Origin of the sequence: Pedobacter soli (assembly GCF_900101435.1) — a bacterium.
In the GTDB taxonomy this organism is placed as follows: Bacteria; Bacteroidota; Bacteroidia; order Sphingobacteriales; family Sphingobacteriaceae; genus Pedobacter; species Pedobacter soli.
On record NZ_FMZH01000004.1, the window covers coordinates 493,183 to 507,618 of the forward strand.

General features: G+C 39.1%; 15 protein-coding genes and 1 tRNA gene. 7 read left to right on the forward strand and 9 right to left on the reverse strand.

Annotated elements, in window-relative coordinates; all coding sequences use genetic code 11:
• Positions 1-27: 27 nt before the first annotated feature.
• From BLR37_RS11650 to BLR37_RS11665, 4 genes are all read left to right on the forward strand, one after another.
• Complete coding sequence (locus BLR37_RS11650; RefSeq protein WP_090768748.1) at positions 28-1,956, forward strand: polysaccharide biosynthesis protein; 1,929 nt, start codon at positions 28-30, stop codon at positions 1,954-1,956.
• 128 nt (positions 1,957-2,084) lie between these two features.
• Positions 2,085-2,507, forward strand: a complete 423-nt coding sequence (locus BLR37_RS11655) for a helix-turn-helix domain-containing protein (protein ID WP_208599640.1) — start codon at positions 2,085-2,087, stop codon at positions 2,505-2,507.
• Between the two features lie 159 nt (positions 2,508-2,666).
• Positions 2,667-3,224, forward strand: coding sequence for a hypothetical protein (locus BLR37_RS11660; protein WP_090768750.1), 558 nt, complete (start codon positions 2,667-2,669; stop codon positions 3,222-3,224).
• Between the two features lie 43 nt (positions 3,225-3,267).
• Complete coding sequence (locus BLR37_RS11665) at positions 3,268-3,567, forward strand: hypothetical protein (protein ID WP_039472556.1); 300 nt, start codon at positions 3,268-3,270, stop codon at positions 3,565-3,567.
• A gap of 183 nt (positions 3,568-3,750) precedes the next feature.
• On the opposite strand, the gene BLR37_RS11670 is transcribed toward BLR37_RS11665, so the two are convergent.
• From BLR37_RS11670 to BLR37_RS11710, 9 genes are all read right to left on the reverse strand, one after another.
• A complete protein-coding gene (locus BLR37_RS11670; RefSeq protein WP_090768752.1) occupies positions 3,751-6,030 on the reverse strand; it encodes a multicopper oxidase family protein in 2,280 nt (759 codons plus the stop codon).
• A 23-nt stretch (positions 6,031-6,053) separates the two neighbouring features.
• Positions 6,054-6,908 carry a DUF3347 domain-containing protein gene (locus BLR37_RS11675; protein WP_090768754.1) on the reverse strand — a complete coding sequence of 285 codons (855 nt, stop codon included), beginning with the start codon at positions 6,906-6,908 and terminating at the stop codon, positions 6,054-6,056.
• A gap of 88 nt (positions 6,909-6,996) precedes the next feature.
• A complete protein-coding gene (locus tag BLR37_RS25105) occupies positions 6,997-7,383 on the reverse strand; it encodes a hypothetical protein (protein ID WP_143009566.1) in 387 nt (128 codons plus the stop codon).
• Positions 7,384-7,600: 217 nt separating this feature from the next.
• Complete coding sequence (locus BLR37_RS11685) at positions 7,601-8,575, reverse strand: toxin-antitoxin system YwqK family antitoxin (protein WP_090768758.1); 975 nt, start codon at positions 8,573-8,575, stop codon at positions 7,601-7,603.
• A gap of 95 nt (positions 8,576-8,670) precedes the next feature.
• Positions 8,671-8,758 (reverse strand) — tRNA-Ser (locus tag BLR37_RS11690).
• A 95-nt stretch (positions 8,759-8,853) separates the two neighbouring features.
• Complete coding sequence (locus BLR37_RS11695; RefSeq protein ID WP_039472570.1) at positions 8,854-9,843, reverse strand: YihY/virulence factor BrkB family protein; 990 nt, start codon at positions 9,841-9,843, stop codon at positions 8,854-8,856.
• 8 nt (positions 9,844-9,851) lie between these two features.
• On the reverse strand, positions 9,852-10,259 hold the full coding sequence (locus tag BLR37_RS11700; protein WP_039472572.1) for an acyl-CoA thioesterase: 408 nt from the start codon (positions 10,257-10,259) through the stop codon (positions 9,852-9,854).
• On the reverse strand, positions 10,259-11,314 hold the full coding sequence (mltG, locus tag BLR37_RS11705) for an endolytic transglycosylase MltG (RefSeq protein WP_090768760.1): 1,056 nt from the start codon (positions 11,312-11,314) through the stop codon (positions 10,259-10,261). The genes BLR37_RS11700 and mltG overlap by 1 nt, the downstream gene beginning before the upstream one ends.
• 17 nt (positions 11,315-11,331) lie before the next feature.
• Complete coding sequence (locus tag BLR37_RS11710) at positions 11,332-12,102, reverse strand: PASTA domain-containing protein (protein ID WP_090768762.1); 771 nt, start codon at positions 12,100-12,102, stop codon at positions 11,332-11,334.
• Positions 12,103-12,317: 215 nt separating this feature from the next.
• Between BLR37_RS11710 and BLR37_RS11715 the strand changes: the two genes are divergently transcribed.
• From BLR37_RS11715 to BLR37_RS11725, 3 genes are all read left to right on the forward strand, one after another.
• Positions 12,318-13,304, forward strand: a complete 987-nt coding sequence (locus BLR37_RS11715; protein ID WP_090768765.1) for a D-alanine--D-alanine ligase — start codon at positions 12,318-12,320, stop codon at positions 13,302-13,304.
• An 18-nt stretch (positions 13,305-13,322) separates the two neighbouring features.
• Positions 13,323-13,904: a Crp/Fnr family transcriptional regulator gene (locus tag BLR37_RS11720; protein WP_090768767.1), complete on the forward strand. Its 582-nt coding sequence runs from the start codon at positions 13,323-13,325 to the stop codon at positions 13,902-13,904.
• A gap of 134 nt (positions 13,905-14,038) precedes the next feature.
• Positions 14,039-14,431, forward strand: coding sequence for a DUF983 domain-containing protein (locus tag BLR37_RS11725; RefSeq protein ID WP_039472580.1), 393 nt, complete (start codon positions 14,039-14,041; stop codon positions 14,429-14,431).
• The last annotated feature ends 5 nt before the right edge of the window (positions 14,432-14,436 follow it).

The following is a 14,436-nucleotide window of genomic DNA, read 5'->3' on the forward strand; positions in this document are numbered from 1 at the left end:
AATTGCTTTATTTAATGATTCTCAATTATGAAAAATTTTTTCTTCCCCGACAAGGCGCACTCTAGATGGTTAATTTTACTCATCGACCAGATGATTGTAGTCTGGACCTTGTTTATAGCCATTTTATTAACCCATACACTCAGTTACCAGGATATTTTTAACGCCAGTAACGCCATGTATGTAGGCCTTTACTGCGCCATTGCAGCAGGTGTTTTTATTACCTTGCGTATCCATACCGGTATTATTCGCTATTCTAATACCGAAGATATTTTAAGGGTATTTCTGGCTGTTTTTGTTACCAGCTTACTTTTTATTGGCGTAAATAAAATCCTTTCGCAAAGGTTTCAGTTATTGTGGAGTGAAATGGATAAAGCCCTGATCCTGAATTTCTTTATCTCTTCATCATTGCTCATTTTGATGCGTACATTGGTTAAAGGGGTGTTTTATTTTTTTAAAGAGCTTAAATCCGAAACCAAAGAAAATATCCTCATCTATGGTTCTGAAAAGAAAGCCATCCTGATTAAAAATGCCATTGAGCAAAATGAAGATTCGAACCTGAATATTATTGGTTTTGTTGATGATAACCGCGACCGGGTAGATAAATACCTCGAGCAGAAAAAAGTATACCATTCGTGCTCAGTAGAGTTTTTAAAAGAAAAACATGGGATTAAAAAAATACTATTTGCCGAAGATGCCTTAAATACCTTAAATAAAAAGAAAATTATCGATACCTGCGTAAACCAGGGTATTAAGGTAATTATGGTGCCACCATCTGATAAGTGGCTTTACGGCAAGCTTGATTCGCACCAATTGAGGGATTTAAAAATTGAAGATCTTTTAGAGCGCGAGCCAATTAAACTTAACAAAAAGAATATCCTTAAAGATTTAAGTGGCAAATGTATTTTGGTTACCGGAGCTGCGGGATCTATCGGATCAGAAATTGTGAGGCAGGCTTTACATTATAACCCTAAAATGGTTATCCTTTGCGATCAGGCCGAAACACCCTTACATGATTTGAAATTAGAGCTCGAAGATAATTTTCAGGCTGCAAATGTAAAAATCTTCATGGCCAACGTACAGAATATAAACCGCATCCGTACACTGTTCGAATTGTATAAACCAGAAATTGTTTTCCATGCTGCGGCCTATAAACATGTACCCATGATGGAAGATAATCCGGCAGAGGCTGTTTTAACCAACGTTTTAGGTACTAAAAACATGGCCGATGTATCAATGGAATTTGGTGTAGAAAAGTTTGTGATGATATCGACAGATAAAGCGGTGAAACCTACCAATGTAATGGGTGCCTCAAAACGTTTGGCCGAAATTTATATCCAGTCTTTAAATAGTCCGGAAACCTTGCCAAATGGCGAAATTACCACACACGCTTCGCGTACACGCTTTGTTACCACCCGTTTTGGCAATGTACTGGGCTCAAACGGTTCAGTTATTCCGCGGTTTAAAAGCCAGATTGAGCGCAGAGGACCAATAACCGTTACCGACCCTGAAATAACCCGTTATTTTATGACGATACCCGAAGCTGTACAGCTGGTAATGGAAGCCGGCGCCATGGGTAAAGGCGGCGAAATCTTTTTATTTGATATGGGCAAACCGATTAAAATAGTCGATTTAGCCATTAATATGATTAAGCTGGCTGGCTTAACACCTTACAACGACATCGATATTGTCTTTACCGGTTTAAGGCCTGGAGAGAAGCTGTATGAAGAACTTTTGCTAATGGAAGAGGAAATCATGGCCACGCACCATCCTAAAATTAAAATTTCGCAAAAAGTGGCTTATAATTACCTCTATGTAAACCAGATCATTAAAGACCTGATTGTGCTAAACAACGATGGAAACGATCTGAATATGGTAAAGAAAATGAAAGAAATTATACCCGATTATATCAGCAACAATTCGCGTTACGAAGAGCTTGATTTACTGGTTGCCAATTAATTAGATCAATGTTAAAACAGTAATTAATTATTTGCTTTTCTTAACAAAAAATTATTAAATTTAAGTAACATAGTCGTCCCCGAATGTTGGTTGAATTTAAATATCCGTTTTAAATTAAATTAACCGCTATGAGTTTAAATGTAGGACAGGTTCTTGAGCGCGTTGTGCGCCGGGACCGTATGGGCATAAGTGAATTATCCCGTAAATTAAATGTAAGTAGGAGAACAATTTACAATTGGTTCGATCAGAAGAGCCTTAACCCCGAAATCATCTGGAAAGTTGGAAGTGTAATCGGTCATGATTTTTCGATAGAGTTACCTGAAACCTTTGCAAAGACCAGTAATAATATACGCGAGGCTTTCGATGCACATACCGAAGATTTTGCTAAGGGCGATGCCAATTCGGTATATTTCTGGATGAATAAATACATTAAGCTTCTCGAAAAATACAACGAAATATTAAGTCACACCAATTTAGACAAAACAGTTTCTGAAAAGGTGGCGCATCATACTATGCCCAGAAACAACAGCGGCAACCGCTCTGTAGCCTAGGTTTAATTACTTATTTCTCATTATTCAATTACAAAACCAATCTCACAGGCTAACTACATACTTCTTGTAGTGGCCTTCAGTATTATTTCTTAACTCTCTAAAGCTTTACCATATTTCGCTTTATGGTAATGGATTTCTATTTACTAAATTTTTGAAATCATGAAAACAATTAACGCATTAACTCTGCTATTATCTTTATTTATTTTTCAGGGTGTACATGCACAATCGCAAGTTTATGGCGGCACAGGTATTCGTTATTCGTTAGGTATCGAAACTGGTTTGGCCACTGGTTATTTAGCTAAAAAATATGAAGCACCCCTGGGCGTTTCTGCACAAGCCGAATTTCCCATTACAGAGGGCATCTTATATGCCACAACCAATGCCGGTTTCAACAATATTTTTGTTACTGGTACCTATTCACATTTGGTAGATGATCTTCACCTCATTCCGCTTAAAGCTGGTTTGAAGTATTTTTACAGGAGTAATCTCTACTTGCAGTCTGAAATTGGCGTTTCATTCCTGTTGAATAAAACCAACTGCGTGGAAGGTAAAAAGGCGGCATTTCTATATGCACCGCAGTTTGGGATGATATTTTATCTCCACAACAATAATTATATCGATGCCGGCCTGCGTTGGGAGAGTAACGGCAAATACTATAAGTGCGATCACACCAATAACTTCGTAGGCTTCCGTGTTGCATGGGGTTTCAGCCTATAACTGCTGGTATATTAAAGTAATCATCTTTTAATAAGCTCTGTACATGAAAGCAAGTATACAGTATAATACCATGAATGGATTATGGATTCTCTTCATTGATTGTAAGTACGAGGATTCTCCTAAATACATCAGGATGATTACCAAAATAATAATCAAAATGCTATCCGGCACCATTATTCCCGGCAATAAGCGCAGGGTGAGGTCGGGGAGGCACTACCTCATCCACGAACACGTGGTAGAGCTGCATACCGACGAATGGTTTCCGCTGGTGCTGGCCAGCGAAAGGAAAGAGCTTTTAGAAGGTATTAAATCTATTTTTATGGATATGAATGGAAAAAAATAATGGCTGTCCCGAATGATTGTCATCCTGGGCCTGTTGAAGGACATACTTAAAATATATCCTAATTGAGTTCTACAGGCTAAAAACAGAAAATCTCTTATCAAGACAGCCAAATTTAAAAGACCAGCTTAAAAAACGGGAAGGTTGCTCCGCAAGGAGTGGCCTTCTCTTGTTTCAGGCCAGGTCTTAGTAATTAAGCGATAAACCTAAACCAAAACCCATATCGCTATCGTAGTGTGTACGAATACCCATATTCTTATTAATTACATACCTCAAATCAGCCATGTATTCCAGATCGGTATTCACCATAAAACCCGCCCTGAGTCTTTTAGATACCGGAATATCTTCGCGCATTAAGGCCAAACGTACAATACCATCATGGTAAACCTCTGCCTGAAAATCAATTAGCAGAGGTAAGGTGTACATTACACCCAGGCTCACGGCACTTCTGCTATCTTTTTTGTTTACCTGGCCGAAGATATTTTTCTCATGTTCGTCCATTCCCATTTTACGATAACGCCAGTCGAAACCAATAAAAGGCATTAACCATTGCATTTTACCAATGTAGCGGCCTACGTGCGTTTCTACTTCAAAACCATGCATATCGCTATAACCCAGGCGCCATTCGGTACCTACCGACCATCTTGCGTTTTGCAACATAGCCGAACCGTCATTACCGTTTGTGGCAAAATCGTTCTGGGCCATAAAATGAGGCATATTACTTTCTTTTTGCAGCTCGCGATAGGCCATAGCCTTATCAGGCAGTAATGGGTTCTTATAATCGCCTACTGCAAACACACGGTTCATACCCGCCATCATGTGGTATAAAATATGGCAGTGAAAAAACCAGTCGCCTTCTTCGTTAGCCAGAAACTCAATTGTATCCGTCTCCATTGGCATAATATCGAGCACATTTTTAAGCGGCGCATTTTCGCCCTGGCCATTAATTATCCTGAAATCGAAACCATGTAAATGGATTGGGTGGCGCATCATTGAATTGTTGTATAAGGTTATGCGGAGTATTTCTCCCTTTTTAACGGGGATTTTGTCACTTTCACTCAACACCTTATTATCCATGCTCCAAACGTAACGGTTCATGTTACCCGTTAATGTGAATTTGAGTTCTTTTACAGGCGTATTTTTAGGCAGGGTAGTAGGTTGCGGTGCCTTAAGCATGGCATAATTGAGGGTTACAATATCACCTAAAGCATTAGCATTATAGCGGTTTGGATTCTTCTCCATATCCATCTCTTTCATGCTGTGTGCTTTGGCTTTGTCGGCTTCTCCGGTAATTTCCGGATACATCACTACATTCATATCCATCTGGTTAAGGCTCATTTTCATGCCCATATCATCCAGGTCGCCGTTCATCTTCATCATATCGTTCATCATCTTCATGCCATCAAAATACTTAAGGCGCGGTAAAGGCGAAATCAACTGTTTAATACCATTACCGATAAAATAACTGGTAGATTGTGTACGATCTTCGGTGGTGGCCATAAATTCGTATGCTACGCCGTTTTCCGGTATCGTAACTACTACATCATAAGTTTCTGATACGGCAATAATCAAACGGTCAACCTCAACAGGGCTTACATCGTTACCATCGCTGGCTACAACTGTCATTTTACCACCGGCATAACGTAACCAGAAATAAGAAGATGCACCGCCGTTTGAAATGCGGAGCCGAACACGGTCGCCAGCTTTTAAGGTTTTGCCATCTACGCTTTTTAATTCGGTATTAACCTGGCCATTCATCAGCACTTTGTCGTAATAAACGTCGCTAACATCCATCGCTGTCATTCGTTTCCATTCGTTTTTAACCTTAGTTTTAAGCTGGCCCTGCTTAACGGCTTCAGCATAAGATTGTGTAGCTCCTTTTTTAATTGCTGCCCAATCATTTGCGTTATGCAGCATGCGGTGTACGTTATCGGGATTAAGGTTAGTCCACTCGCTGAGCACTACCGGTACAGTTGGCAAATCATCTATTCCTTTCCTGAAAGTTTTATCGGTATCACGTTTCTTCATTACAAAGTTGCCATACATACCAATTTGCTCTTGCAGGCCCGAGTGTGAATGATACCAGTGTGTTCCGTTCTGGATGATTGGAAAGCGGTAGGTATGTGTGGTGTTGGGCTTTATGGGCTGCTGGGTAAGGTAAGGCACACCATCCTCTTTATTTGGCAAGAACACACCATGCCAGTGTAACGAGGTATTTTCCTTGAGCTGGTTGTGTACCACAATTTCTGCAGTATCACCTTCGGTAAAAGTGAGGGTAGGCATGGGGATCTGTCCGTTTACAGCTATGGCCCGTTTTTCTTTTCCGGCATAGTTTACCAGGGTATCTTTTACGTAAAGCTGGTAACGTACTACTTTTTGCGCCAATGTAGTTTTTGTAGCAATAAATAAAAAAAGTATGGTAGTAAACAGCTTTAAGTTATGATGAAATAAACTTCTACTTTTCATTTGTGATTTTTTAATTAAGCGGGTTATTTTAACGTTTCTAGAGTACTACCGCAAGTCAGCATTTTAGCACCATAAAAGGGGTTCTTAACCGCACTTTCTTTACTTAGCCAGTTGGCTCCCTTACCACTGTTATACATCGGGCAATGCTGATAATAAACAGGTTCAGCTTGTTTTGTAACTTTAGCCAGTGCATACATATTTGCAGAAAGAGTGGAGAAAGCTTGCCTTTGCGCTTCCACATCTTTTAATTTGGCAATATTGCTCACCTTAGCTGTCAGGTCTTTTACTGCCGCCATCCAGGCAGTGTGTTCGGCCGTGCTAAGTTTCTCCATTTCTACTGCTTTGATGGCCTCAAGTAAGGCTGTTGCTTTAAGTCCGGCTGCATTGGCATCTGTTTTTACCAGTGCATCTTTAATGGCAAAATACTGATCGAATACTGTTTTTAGTGGTGATGTTCCTGAGCTGCTTGCTGCCATAGCCTGATGATCGTGAGGGACTTTTTCTGCTTGCGCTGCTTTCATTTTGCTTGCTGGCTTTAAAGTCCGCTGGTACTGGCAACGCTCCGGTAATTTCGCATAAGCTTCATCAGGTGCCAAATAGCTTGTATTATCGTATCCTGCTAAAGCAATTCGTTTTAATATTTCATCGGTATTGGTTTTCTGGCTGTTGTAAGTAATGCTGGCCATTTTGGAAGTTTTATCCCATTCTGCTGCAGCAATCCCTTTTACATTTGCAGCGGTTTCGATGGTTTTTTTGCACATTTCACAGTTTCCTGATACCTGAATGCTAAGGATTTGTGCGTTTTTAATTTGGGCGAAGGTATTTCGGGTTGATAATAATAAGATCATTACCACCAATATTTTTGATGTCAATTTCATTGTGATGATTTTTAAAGGCTATAAATTAATTAATAAGTAGCTATCCTGGTTTTGGTGAGGACGCATTTGTGGCTAAACAGCCATTAATTTAAGCTATTTTTGGCGGTTGCCAGATGGATATAAAGCCAAAAGAATAATTGGATTGTTGATAACCAATTTGCTGTTTTTCGGCCATAAGCGGCTGATTGATCACTTGCAAATTGCATACCATGGCCAGGCTAACTGAAGGACTTGAAGCACAACAGCGACAAGAACCGTGCTTGCATTTGTGCCTGCAATCGTTGTGTTTTGCTTTTTTACCGGCTTTAGCGTGGCAGCAATCATGCATCGCTGCTTTTTTGGTCTCTGCTTTAGAGCAGGAAGCGTGCATTGTTTTATCAGACTTGGTAGCATGCGCATAACTAAGGCCTGGGAATAAAAAAGATCCCAAACACAATAGCAATACTGCAACGATATCTACTCTTAATTTTTTCAATGCAAAGCAAAGTTAGGAATTAGATTCAGCTATGCTTTAGTATATTGAAATTATATAAACAAATCATAAAATTATATAAACGGGGCATAGCAATTAAAAGAGTTATTCACAACCTAATTTACTTAAATTGGAGTATCCTGTTTTTACTATTTCAACAAAAATTTGCAAGCATAAATTTCATCAATAACCTTTAATGTTTAAACTATAAAGGCTTAGTTTAATTAGTTGAAGGGTTTACTAGCGAAACTCTTATGCTTTTTTTGTTAAATTCAATATCCAAGTGAACCCGTATCCCTACCGCTATCTTCTGTTTATCTTGTTCTCCAGGAATCCATAGGGGAGCGCTTAACATTGCATCAATAATAGCCGTATCTACTGCAAAGTTTATATCCTCATCGATAATTTTTCTTGTTATTACACTTGGTTCAGTAACTCTTCCTGTTTTATCTATAGTAATGCTGTAAAATGAGTTTTTTGTGCCAGATTGGCTCATACCTTTTTTCGAAAGCTGGGTATTTAAGTAACGAACAAAGTCATATTTGGGGCGGGGGTCAGTTACCTGCTTATATTTATCCTTTTTTTTGTTAATAGAGGGGATTGCCTTAATCAGTTTATTTTTTTTGTAGATATCTGTTTGTATGGTATCACCCTCTCCTGATAATATATACCATTCGCCTTCTCTCATATCATCCACATAATTTCCGGTTACTGATAATATCCCATGATTATAGCTCTCGTATAAACCATTCAATTTCCCATGTTCGTATGTTTGAGCAATTTTTTTTTCATTGGAATCATTGAAGGTAGTCCAGATACCTGTTCTTTCTCCATCAACAAAGTAACCAACCATATGCAGAAAATTTTTTGCGGGTACGATTACAGAATCCGTTTTATGGGTGGCGTAATCGTAAGTAATTTGTAAATGTGGTGGACTATAATGGTAATACTTGAACCTTCCGGATGGTATAGTTAATTTTTCATCCTTAAATGTCCCTATAGTCATTATACTATCTTGTGCATCATATTGATGAACTATCCAGGCAGAATTAGAGGCTAACTTTTCAACTACTGTTCGGCTGTTATTACGGATGGAATCCAGAGTGTCACCAAAGGGTGGTAATTGCACAATGCGTGATTGCGCCATTAAAAGTGCAGGAAAAAGCACGAATAATAGAAGAAAGCGGTTTGACATACATAAATATATAGAAATTAGTAAATATTAGGATGGAGTCATTAAAGAAAATCCTGGAAAACAAAAAACCCGACTATTGTCGGGTTTTGTTTCTTTGGCGGAAAGCGAGGGATTCGAACCCCCGGACCTGTTACAGTCAACAGTTTTCAAGACTGCCGCATTCGACCACTCTGCCAGCTTTCCGGAGGCAAAAGTACAAACTCCGGCTAAATCTGCAAACTATGATTGTGTTTTTTTTATATAAAATTGATAATTGCTTAACACAGAGGGAGAAAAAATTATTTCTTCTGGATGTTTTCTTCAATTGGCTCTGATTTTTTGAACAGATTGAAGGTAGGCCTGATGATTTTAACGCTTCTTTTACTCACATCCACACTCGCGTTTAGCTCAAAACCGAGTAGTAATATCAGCGAGTTGAGGTAGAGCCAGATCATCACCACGATTAAGGTGCCTATAGAACCGTATACTTTGTTGTAAGAACCAAAATGGTTGATGTAATAAGAGAAGCCCCAAATCGTAATAAAAGCCAGTATAGTGGCCAGCCACGAGCCGGCACTAAAAAGTTTCCACTTTTTGGTGTGCGAGGGGCCATAACGGTAAAGGATAGAAATGGTAATGAAGTACAATGTTGCCAGTACAGCCCAGCGGGTAAATCCTACAACAAAAACTATCATGCTATCTTTGATATGAAGCTCGTTCTTGATGTAGGTGAGCAGCACCTCGCCCAAAGCCATGGCGCTGATACAGATAATAATAGAGAAGCAAATGATCGTAGTTAAAACCAATGCAATCAGCCTTTGTTTTATCCAGCTACGGGTTTCGATAATTAACGACGATTTGTTAAAAGCTTTCATTAGGTTTTTAACGCCATTGGTGGCAAAAAATATAGCCGATAAAAAACCGAAGGATAGTAAACCCCGGTTCTGGTTTTTGATAATGTCTTTTAAGGTCGTTTCAAAAGCGTCGAAAGCATTATGTGGTAATACCAGTTGAATTAAGTTTAACAACTGATCCTGGAAACCTTTAATCGGTATAAAGGGGATAAGCGTAAAAAGGAAGATAATACCCGGAAAGATGGCCAGCATAAAACTGTAAGCCAGCGACGAAGCTTTATTAACCAAGGTATCTTTACCAATTTCCCTGAAAAAGAAAGTAGCAACGGTATACAAAGGGAGTGGGCTAAAACCAGGCAAAATACATCCCTTGGTCCATTCTATAAACCGAGAATAGAGCCTAAGATGTAATAATTGCCGGTGTAACCATTCCATTGCAAATACTAATTAAAAAATACCGATAATTTCTCCATGAAATTTTCGGGTGGATTGGTAGGCTTGTTTTTTTTCATATCTACAAAAACAAGGGTAGTAGCACCCAGGTTAATCAGTTCTTCCTTTTCGTTATACAATTCGTATTCAAAAAATATCCTGATGCCTGGTAAGGTTTTAATAATTGTTTTTACGGTAATTTCCTGGTCGTAAAGGGCAGGTTTAATGTATTTACACTTTAGCTCCAGCACGGGCATCATAATGCCATCAGCCTCCATAGAGCTGTAGCTCATACCTAAACTGCGTAACATTTCTACCCGGCCTACTTCGTAATATTGAGCATAGTTACCGTAGTACATATAACCCATCTGATCGGTTTCGCCGTAGCGCACCCTGATTTTCGTACTATGGCTATACATTATTTAAATATATTCCTTTTATTTAAAGCCTCGCGGTATTTTTTTGCATTTACTTCGTGTTCTGCCTTGGTTTCGGCAAAGTTATGGTAACCCGAAAAATCTTCTTTGGCACACATGTAAATGTAATTGTTCTTATCGCGGTTTAATACCGCATCTATTGCATTTATACTCGGCATCATAATTGGTCCCGGAGGCAAACCGGCATATTTATAGGTATTGTAAGGCGATTGCACCTGCAACAGCTTTCCGGTTACCCTTTTAACCGTAAAATCGTTATTAGCGAAAATTACAGTCGGATCGGCCTGTAACAATATGCCCTTGTTTAAGCGGTTTAAGTACAAGCCGGCAATAATTGGCATTTCTTTATCGTAAAGCGCCTCACCATCAACAATCGAAGCCAGGGTATACACCTGTGAAGGCGTAAGGTTTAAACTTGCTGCTTTTTGCTTACGTTCGGCGGTCCAGAATTTATCATATTCCTTGTGCATCCTTTCAAAGAAATCAACCGGCGAAATATTCCAGTACATCTCGTAAGTGTTGGGGATAAACATGGTGTACACGTTATCCTGATTAAAGCCATATTTGGCAATTAATGCTGTAGAATCTAACACATTAATAAAACTCAAAGAATCAGCTTCAAGGTTGCTTGCCAGATAGGCTGCAAAGTTTTCCTTTTTGCGGATGTTGTGAAATTTCAATTTAACAGGATCCTGATTACCAGCTTTAATCAGGTTAATCAGGGTGCGGTTAGTCATCCCTTTTAGTAGACGGTAACGGCCGGGTTTAACACTGTTGGCCAGGTTCATTTTTCCAGCAGCCGCTGTAAAAGAAGAAATGCTCTTTACCAGGTCTTTCTTTTTAATCTCTGCAAGCAGGTCATCATAACTGCTTCCGGTTTTAATGTATAAATATTTTTGGTTTTCGGTAACGTTAGGGGCAAAGTACAGCCTGTATAGGTTTAACGCAAAGTAACCTCCGGTTAAAATCACAATAAGTGCCACGATTAGTGCTACTTTTTTGCCGGTACTCATATTCTTTTTTTCTACTTCAGTCATCGGTATGTTATGCGAAATTATTGTTGTTTGTTAGATAAAGTAATGTTTATTTTAGTTCCAATAGCCACTTTGGTTACCGAATCGGCTACCACAGGGTTTTGTTTAACAATTACAGCCGTAGCACTATCGGTAATTGGTCCTTCGTAAATAATGGTACCCAAACTCAGGTTCGATCCTTTTAAGCTAAATTTAGCCTCGTCCATGGTCAATCCCATTAACTGTGGAATTTCTACTTCTTCATTTCCGCGTCCATCACCCAAAACAAGGTTGATACGTGAACCAACCGGTACAATCTGGCCGGCGGTAATCGGCTGCCCGCCAAAAGATGCTTCCAATACCACATCACGGCTCACATCAGGTCTGTAAGTCGTATCACCAAGCTTTAAACGCGAGCTTTCAATAAGCGCCTGGGCTTCTCTTAACGTTTTAAAGGCAACATCAGGGAATTTCGTATTTGGTGTTTTGCCAGCGTTAATGGTTAAGTAAATGGTACGGTTATCTTTTACAAAGGTATTGGGATCGGGATCCTGATCAATTACAATACCTGCCGGTTGATCGAGAATAAATACCGAATCTACTTCGTATTTTAAGCCTGCATCTTCGAGTTTTTTAACAGCTTGCTCAAACGGAAGCCCTTTAACTGCAGGTACGTTTAAACCCTGACCATGTTTGGTGTAAAATCTTAAACTAAAAAAAGCCACCAGCAGCAAAACAATAACGGTAATTACGGCTGCTAAAATGTTGTTTCTAAAGGATTTCGTTTTTAAATAATCTATAAATTTAGACATGAATCTTAAATTTTGGGTTATGCGTACAAGCTCAAATGTAGCTATTTTAAATTATTGAATATAGAATTGAATACCTGCACAAGCAATTATCCGTCCAATTATTTTGATTTTATTTATTGAATATTCTACGCGTCAAAATTAACTAAAGCACAAAGATATTTATATTTTTGAGGATATATTTATAATCAATTTCTATTTATACAAGGATTTCAGACATGAAAAAAACGATAGCATTGTTAACAGGCGGTACCACAGGCGAATGGGTTGTTTCGGTAAAAAGTGCGGCAACTATTGCACAACATATCGACCCCGAATTATACGATGTTTATAAGATTATGCTGAACGAAAAGGGCTGGTTTTACGAGCCTGCCGATTCGGTAAAAATTGAAATTGATAAGAACGATTTTTCACTAACCTTAGAGGGCAGAAAAATAAAGTTCGATGGTGTATTTATTGCCATACATGGTTCGCCGGGCGAAGATGGTAAGTTGCAGGGTTATTTCGATATGATTGGCATTCCTTACACTACCTGTGATGCCTTAACCTCATCAATTACCATGAATAAAGGCTACACCAAAGCCATTGTTGAAGGGATTGATAACCTTTTCACCGCTAAATCGGTACAGATTTTTAAGGGAGGCAATTACAATGTCAATCAGATTAAGCAGGATTTAAGACTGCCGTATTTTGTAAAACCCAACAGCGGAGGTAGCAGCATTGGCATGACCAAGGTTAAGCATGCTGATGACCTGGAGGAAGCAATTGAAAAGGCCTTTAAAGAAGATAGTCAGATCCTGATCGAGGAATTTGTAAGTGGCCGTGAGTTTTCAATCGGTATTTTTGGTGCCGAAGGAAAAATTATTGTGCTACCTACTACAGAGGTTATCCCGCAAAATGAATTCTTCGATTTCGAAGCTAAATATACACCTGGTGCAACCGAAGAGATTACACCTGGCAACATGAATGATGAAGAGTTGGTTCGTGTGCAACAAGTGGTAACCGATGTATATAAAAAGCTAAACTGCAGGGGCGTGGTGCGGGTTGATTATTTTCTGGAGCACGAAACCGGCAAGTTTTATTTTATCGAAATCAACACCATTCCGGGCCAAACTGCTACCAGTTTTATACCACAACAGGTGGCTGCCATGGGCATTACACTGAAGGAGTTTTATACGCGCTTGATGAAAGAAACCTTAGGATAGTTTAAAGCTAACTGGAAAATGAATATTCAGCAGCTGGTTGACCGGGGTTTAAAAATAAAAACTTACACCAAAGATTCGGTGATTTATGAACCCGGCATGCAGCCAAGGTATGTGTATTTCATCAAAACGGGTGAGGTGCGCATGGTAACCGTGAGCGATGAAGGTAAAGAGTTTATACAAGGGGTTTTTAAAGCAGGACAGCATTTTGGAGAACCCGCTTTGCTGATTAACCGGCCTTATCTGGCCTTTACCATTACCAATAAAGATACCCAGCTTATTGCCGTAAATAAAGAAGATTTCTTCAGCCTGATTAAAAACGAGCCGGATTTTAGCATGAATCTGATCCAGACGCTAAGTCAGAGGTTGTTTTATAAATCGATGATGCTCGAAGAACTGGCCAATGAAAAGGCCGATCACCGCTTACTTACCATCATCAATTACTTATTGCACGATATTACTGAAGGCGAAAATTTAAAAGTAACCCGGCAGGAACTGGCCGATATGACTGGTTTAAGAGTGGAAACGGTAATCCGTGGCGTGAAAATGCTTGCCGGTAAAGGTTTAATTAAGACTGTTAAAGGAAAAATAGTTAAAGGTTAGTTTATAATTATGTTTTTGGCCTGGCAATTCGCTGCCAATAAACTAATGACTATTGAACGAACCACTAAATATGACACAGATCATAATTTTGTGGATTATTAAAGCCTAACTTTGTACTATCAAATCAGAATATTATGGCTGAGTTATCCAAATTTCAATCCTTTTTACAATGTAAATGTCCACGTTGCCGCAAAGGCGATATTTTTACCGGAAGCGCTTATTCGTTCAAACTTCAAAAAACAAATATCAATTGCCCGCACTGTAATCTAAAATTTGAGCGTGAGCCAGGTTTCTTCTATGTAGCCATGTTTGTAAGTTATGCCATGAATGTAGCCGAGATTATTACCATAGGTGTAGCAGCCTACATTTTAGGTTTGCCACTGGTTTATGAAAACCTTTGGTACTACGTTACCCTGATTTTAAGTGGCGTGTTGCTTTTATCACCTATCAATTACCGTTATTCGAGGGTAATTTTATTACATTATTTAACACCTGGTCTCCACTTCGTTCCCGGAAGCGGCGATTAAAAGAT

Excerpts from the sequence above, each read along its gene's own strand:
- BLR37_RS11650 (WP_090768748.1), top strand. The coding sequence starts at position 28 with ATGAAAAATTTTTTCTTCCCCGACAAGGCGCACTCTAGATGGTTAATT.
- BLR37_RS11655 (WP_208599640.1), top strand. The coding sequence starts at position 2,085 with ATGAGTTTAAATGTAGGACAGGTTCTTGAGCGCGTTGTGCGCCGGGAC.
- BLR37_RS11660 (WP_090768750.1), top strand. The coding sequence starts at position 2,667 with ATGAAAACAATTAACGCATTAACTCTGCTATTATCTTTATTTATTTTT.
- BLR37_RS11665 (WP_039472556.1), top strand. The coding sequence starts at position 3,268 with ATGAAAGCAAGTATACAGTATAATACCATGAATGGATTATGGATTCTC.
- BLR37_RS11670 (WP_090768752.1), bottom strand. The coding sequence starts at position 6,030 with ATGAAAAGTAGAAGTTTATTTCATCATAACTTAAAGCTGTTTACTACC.
- BLR37_RS11675 (WP_090768754.1), bottom strand. The coding sequence starts at position 6,908 with ATGAAATTGACATCAAAAATATTGGTGGTAATGATCTTATTATTATCA.
- BLR37_RS11685 (WP_090768758.1), bottom strand. The coding sequence starts at position 8,575 with ATGTCAAACCGCTTTCTTCTATTATTCGTGCTTTTTCCTGCACTTTTA.
- BLR37_RS11695 (WP_039472570.1), bottom strand. The coding sequence starts at position 9,843 with ATGGAATGGTTACACCGGCAATTATTACATCTTAGGCTCTATTCTCGG.
- BLR37_RS11700 (WP_039472572.1), bottom strand. The coding sequence starts at position 10,259 with ATGTATAGCCATAGTACGAAAATCAGGGTGCGCTACGGCGAAACCGAT.
- mltG (WP_090768760.1), bottom strand. The coding sequence starts at position 11,314 with ATGACTGAAGTAGAAAAAAAGAATATGAGTACCGGCAAAAAAGTAGCA.
- BLR37_RS11710 (WP_090768762.1), bottom strand. The coding sequence starts at position 12,102 with ATGTCTAAATTTATAGATTATTTAAAAACGAAATCCTTTAGAAACAAC.
- BLR37_RS11715 (WP_090768765.1), top strand. The coding sequence starts at position 12,318 with ATGAAAAAAACGATAGCATTGTTAACAGGCGGTACCACAGGCGAATGG.
- BLR37_RS11720 (WP_090768767.1), top strand. The coding sequence starts at position 13,323 with ATGAATATTCAGCAGCTGGTTGACCGGGGTTTAAAAATAAAAACTTAC.
- BLR37_RS11725 (WP_039472580.1), top strand. The coding sequence starts at position 14,039 with ATGGCTGAGTTATCCAAATTTCAATCCTTTTTACAATGTAAATGTCCA.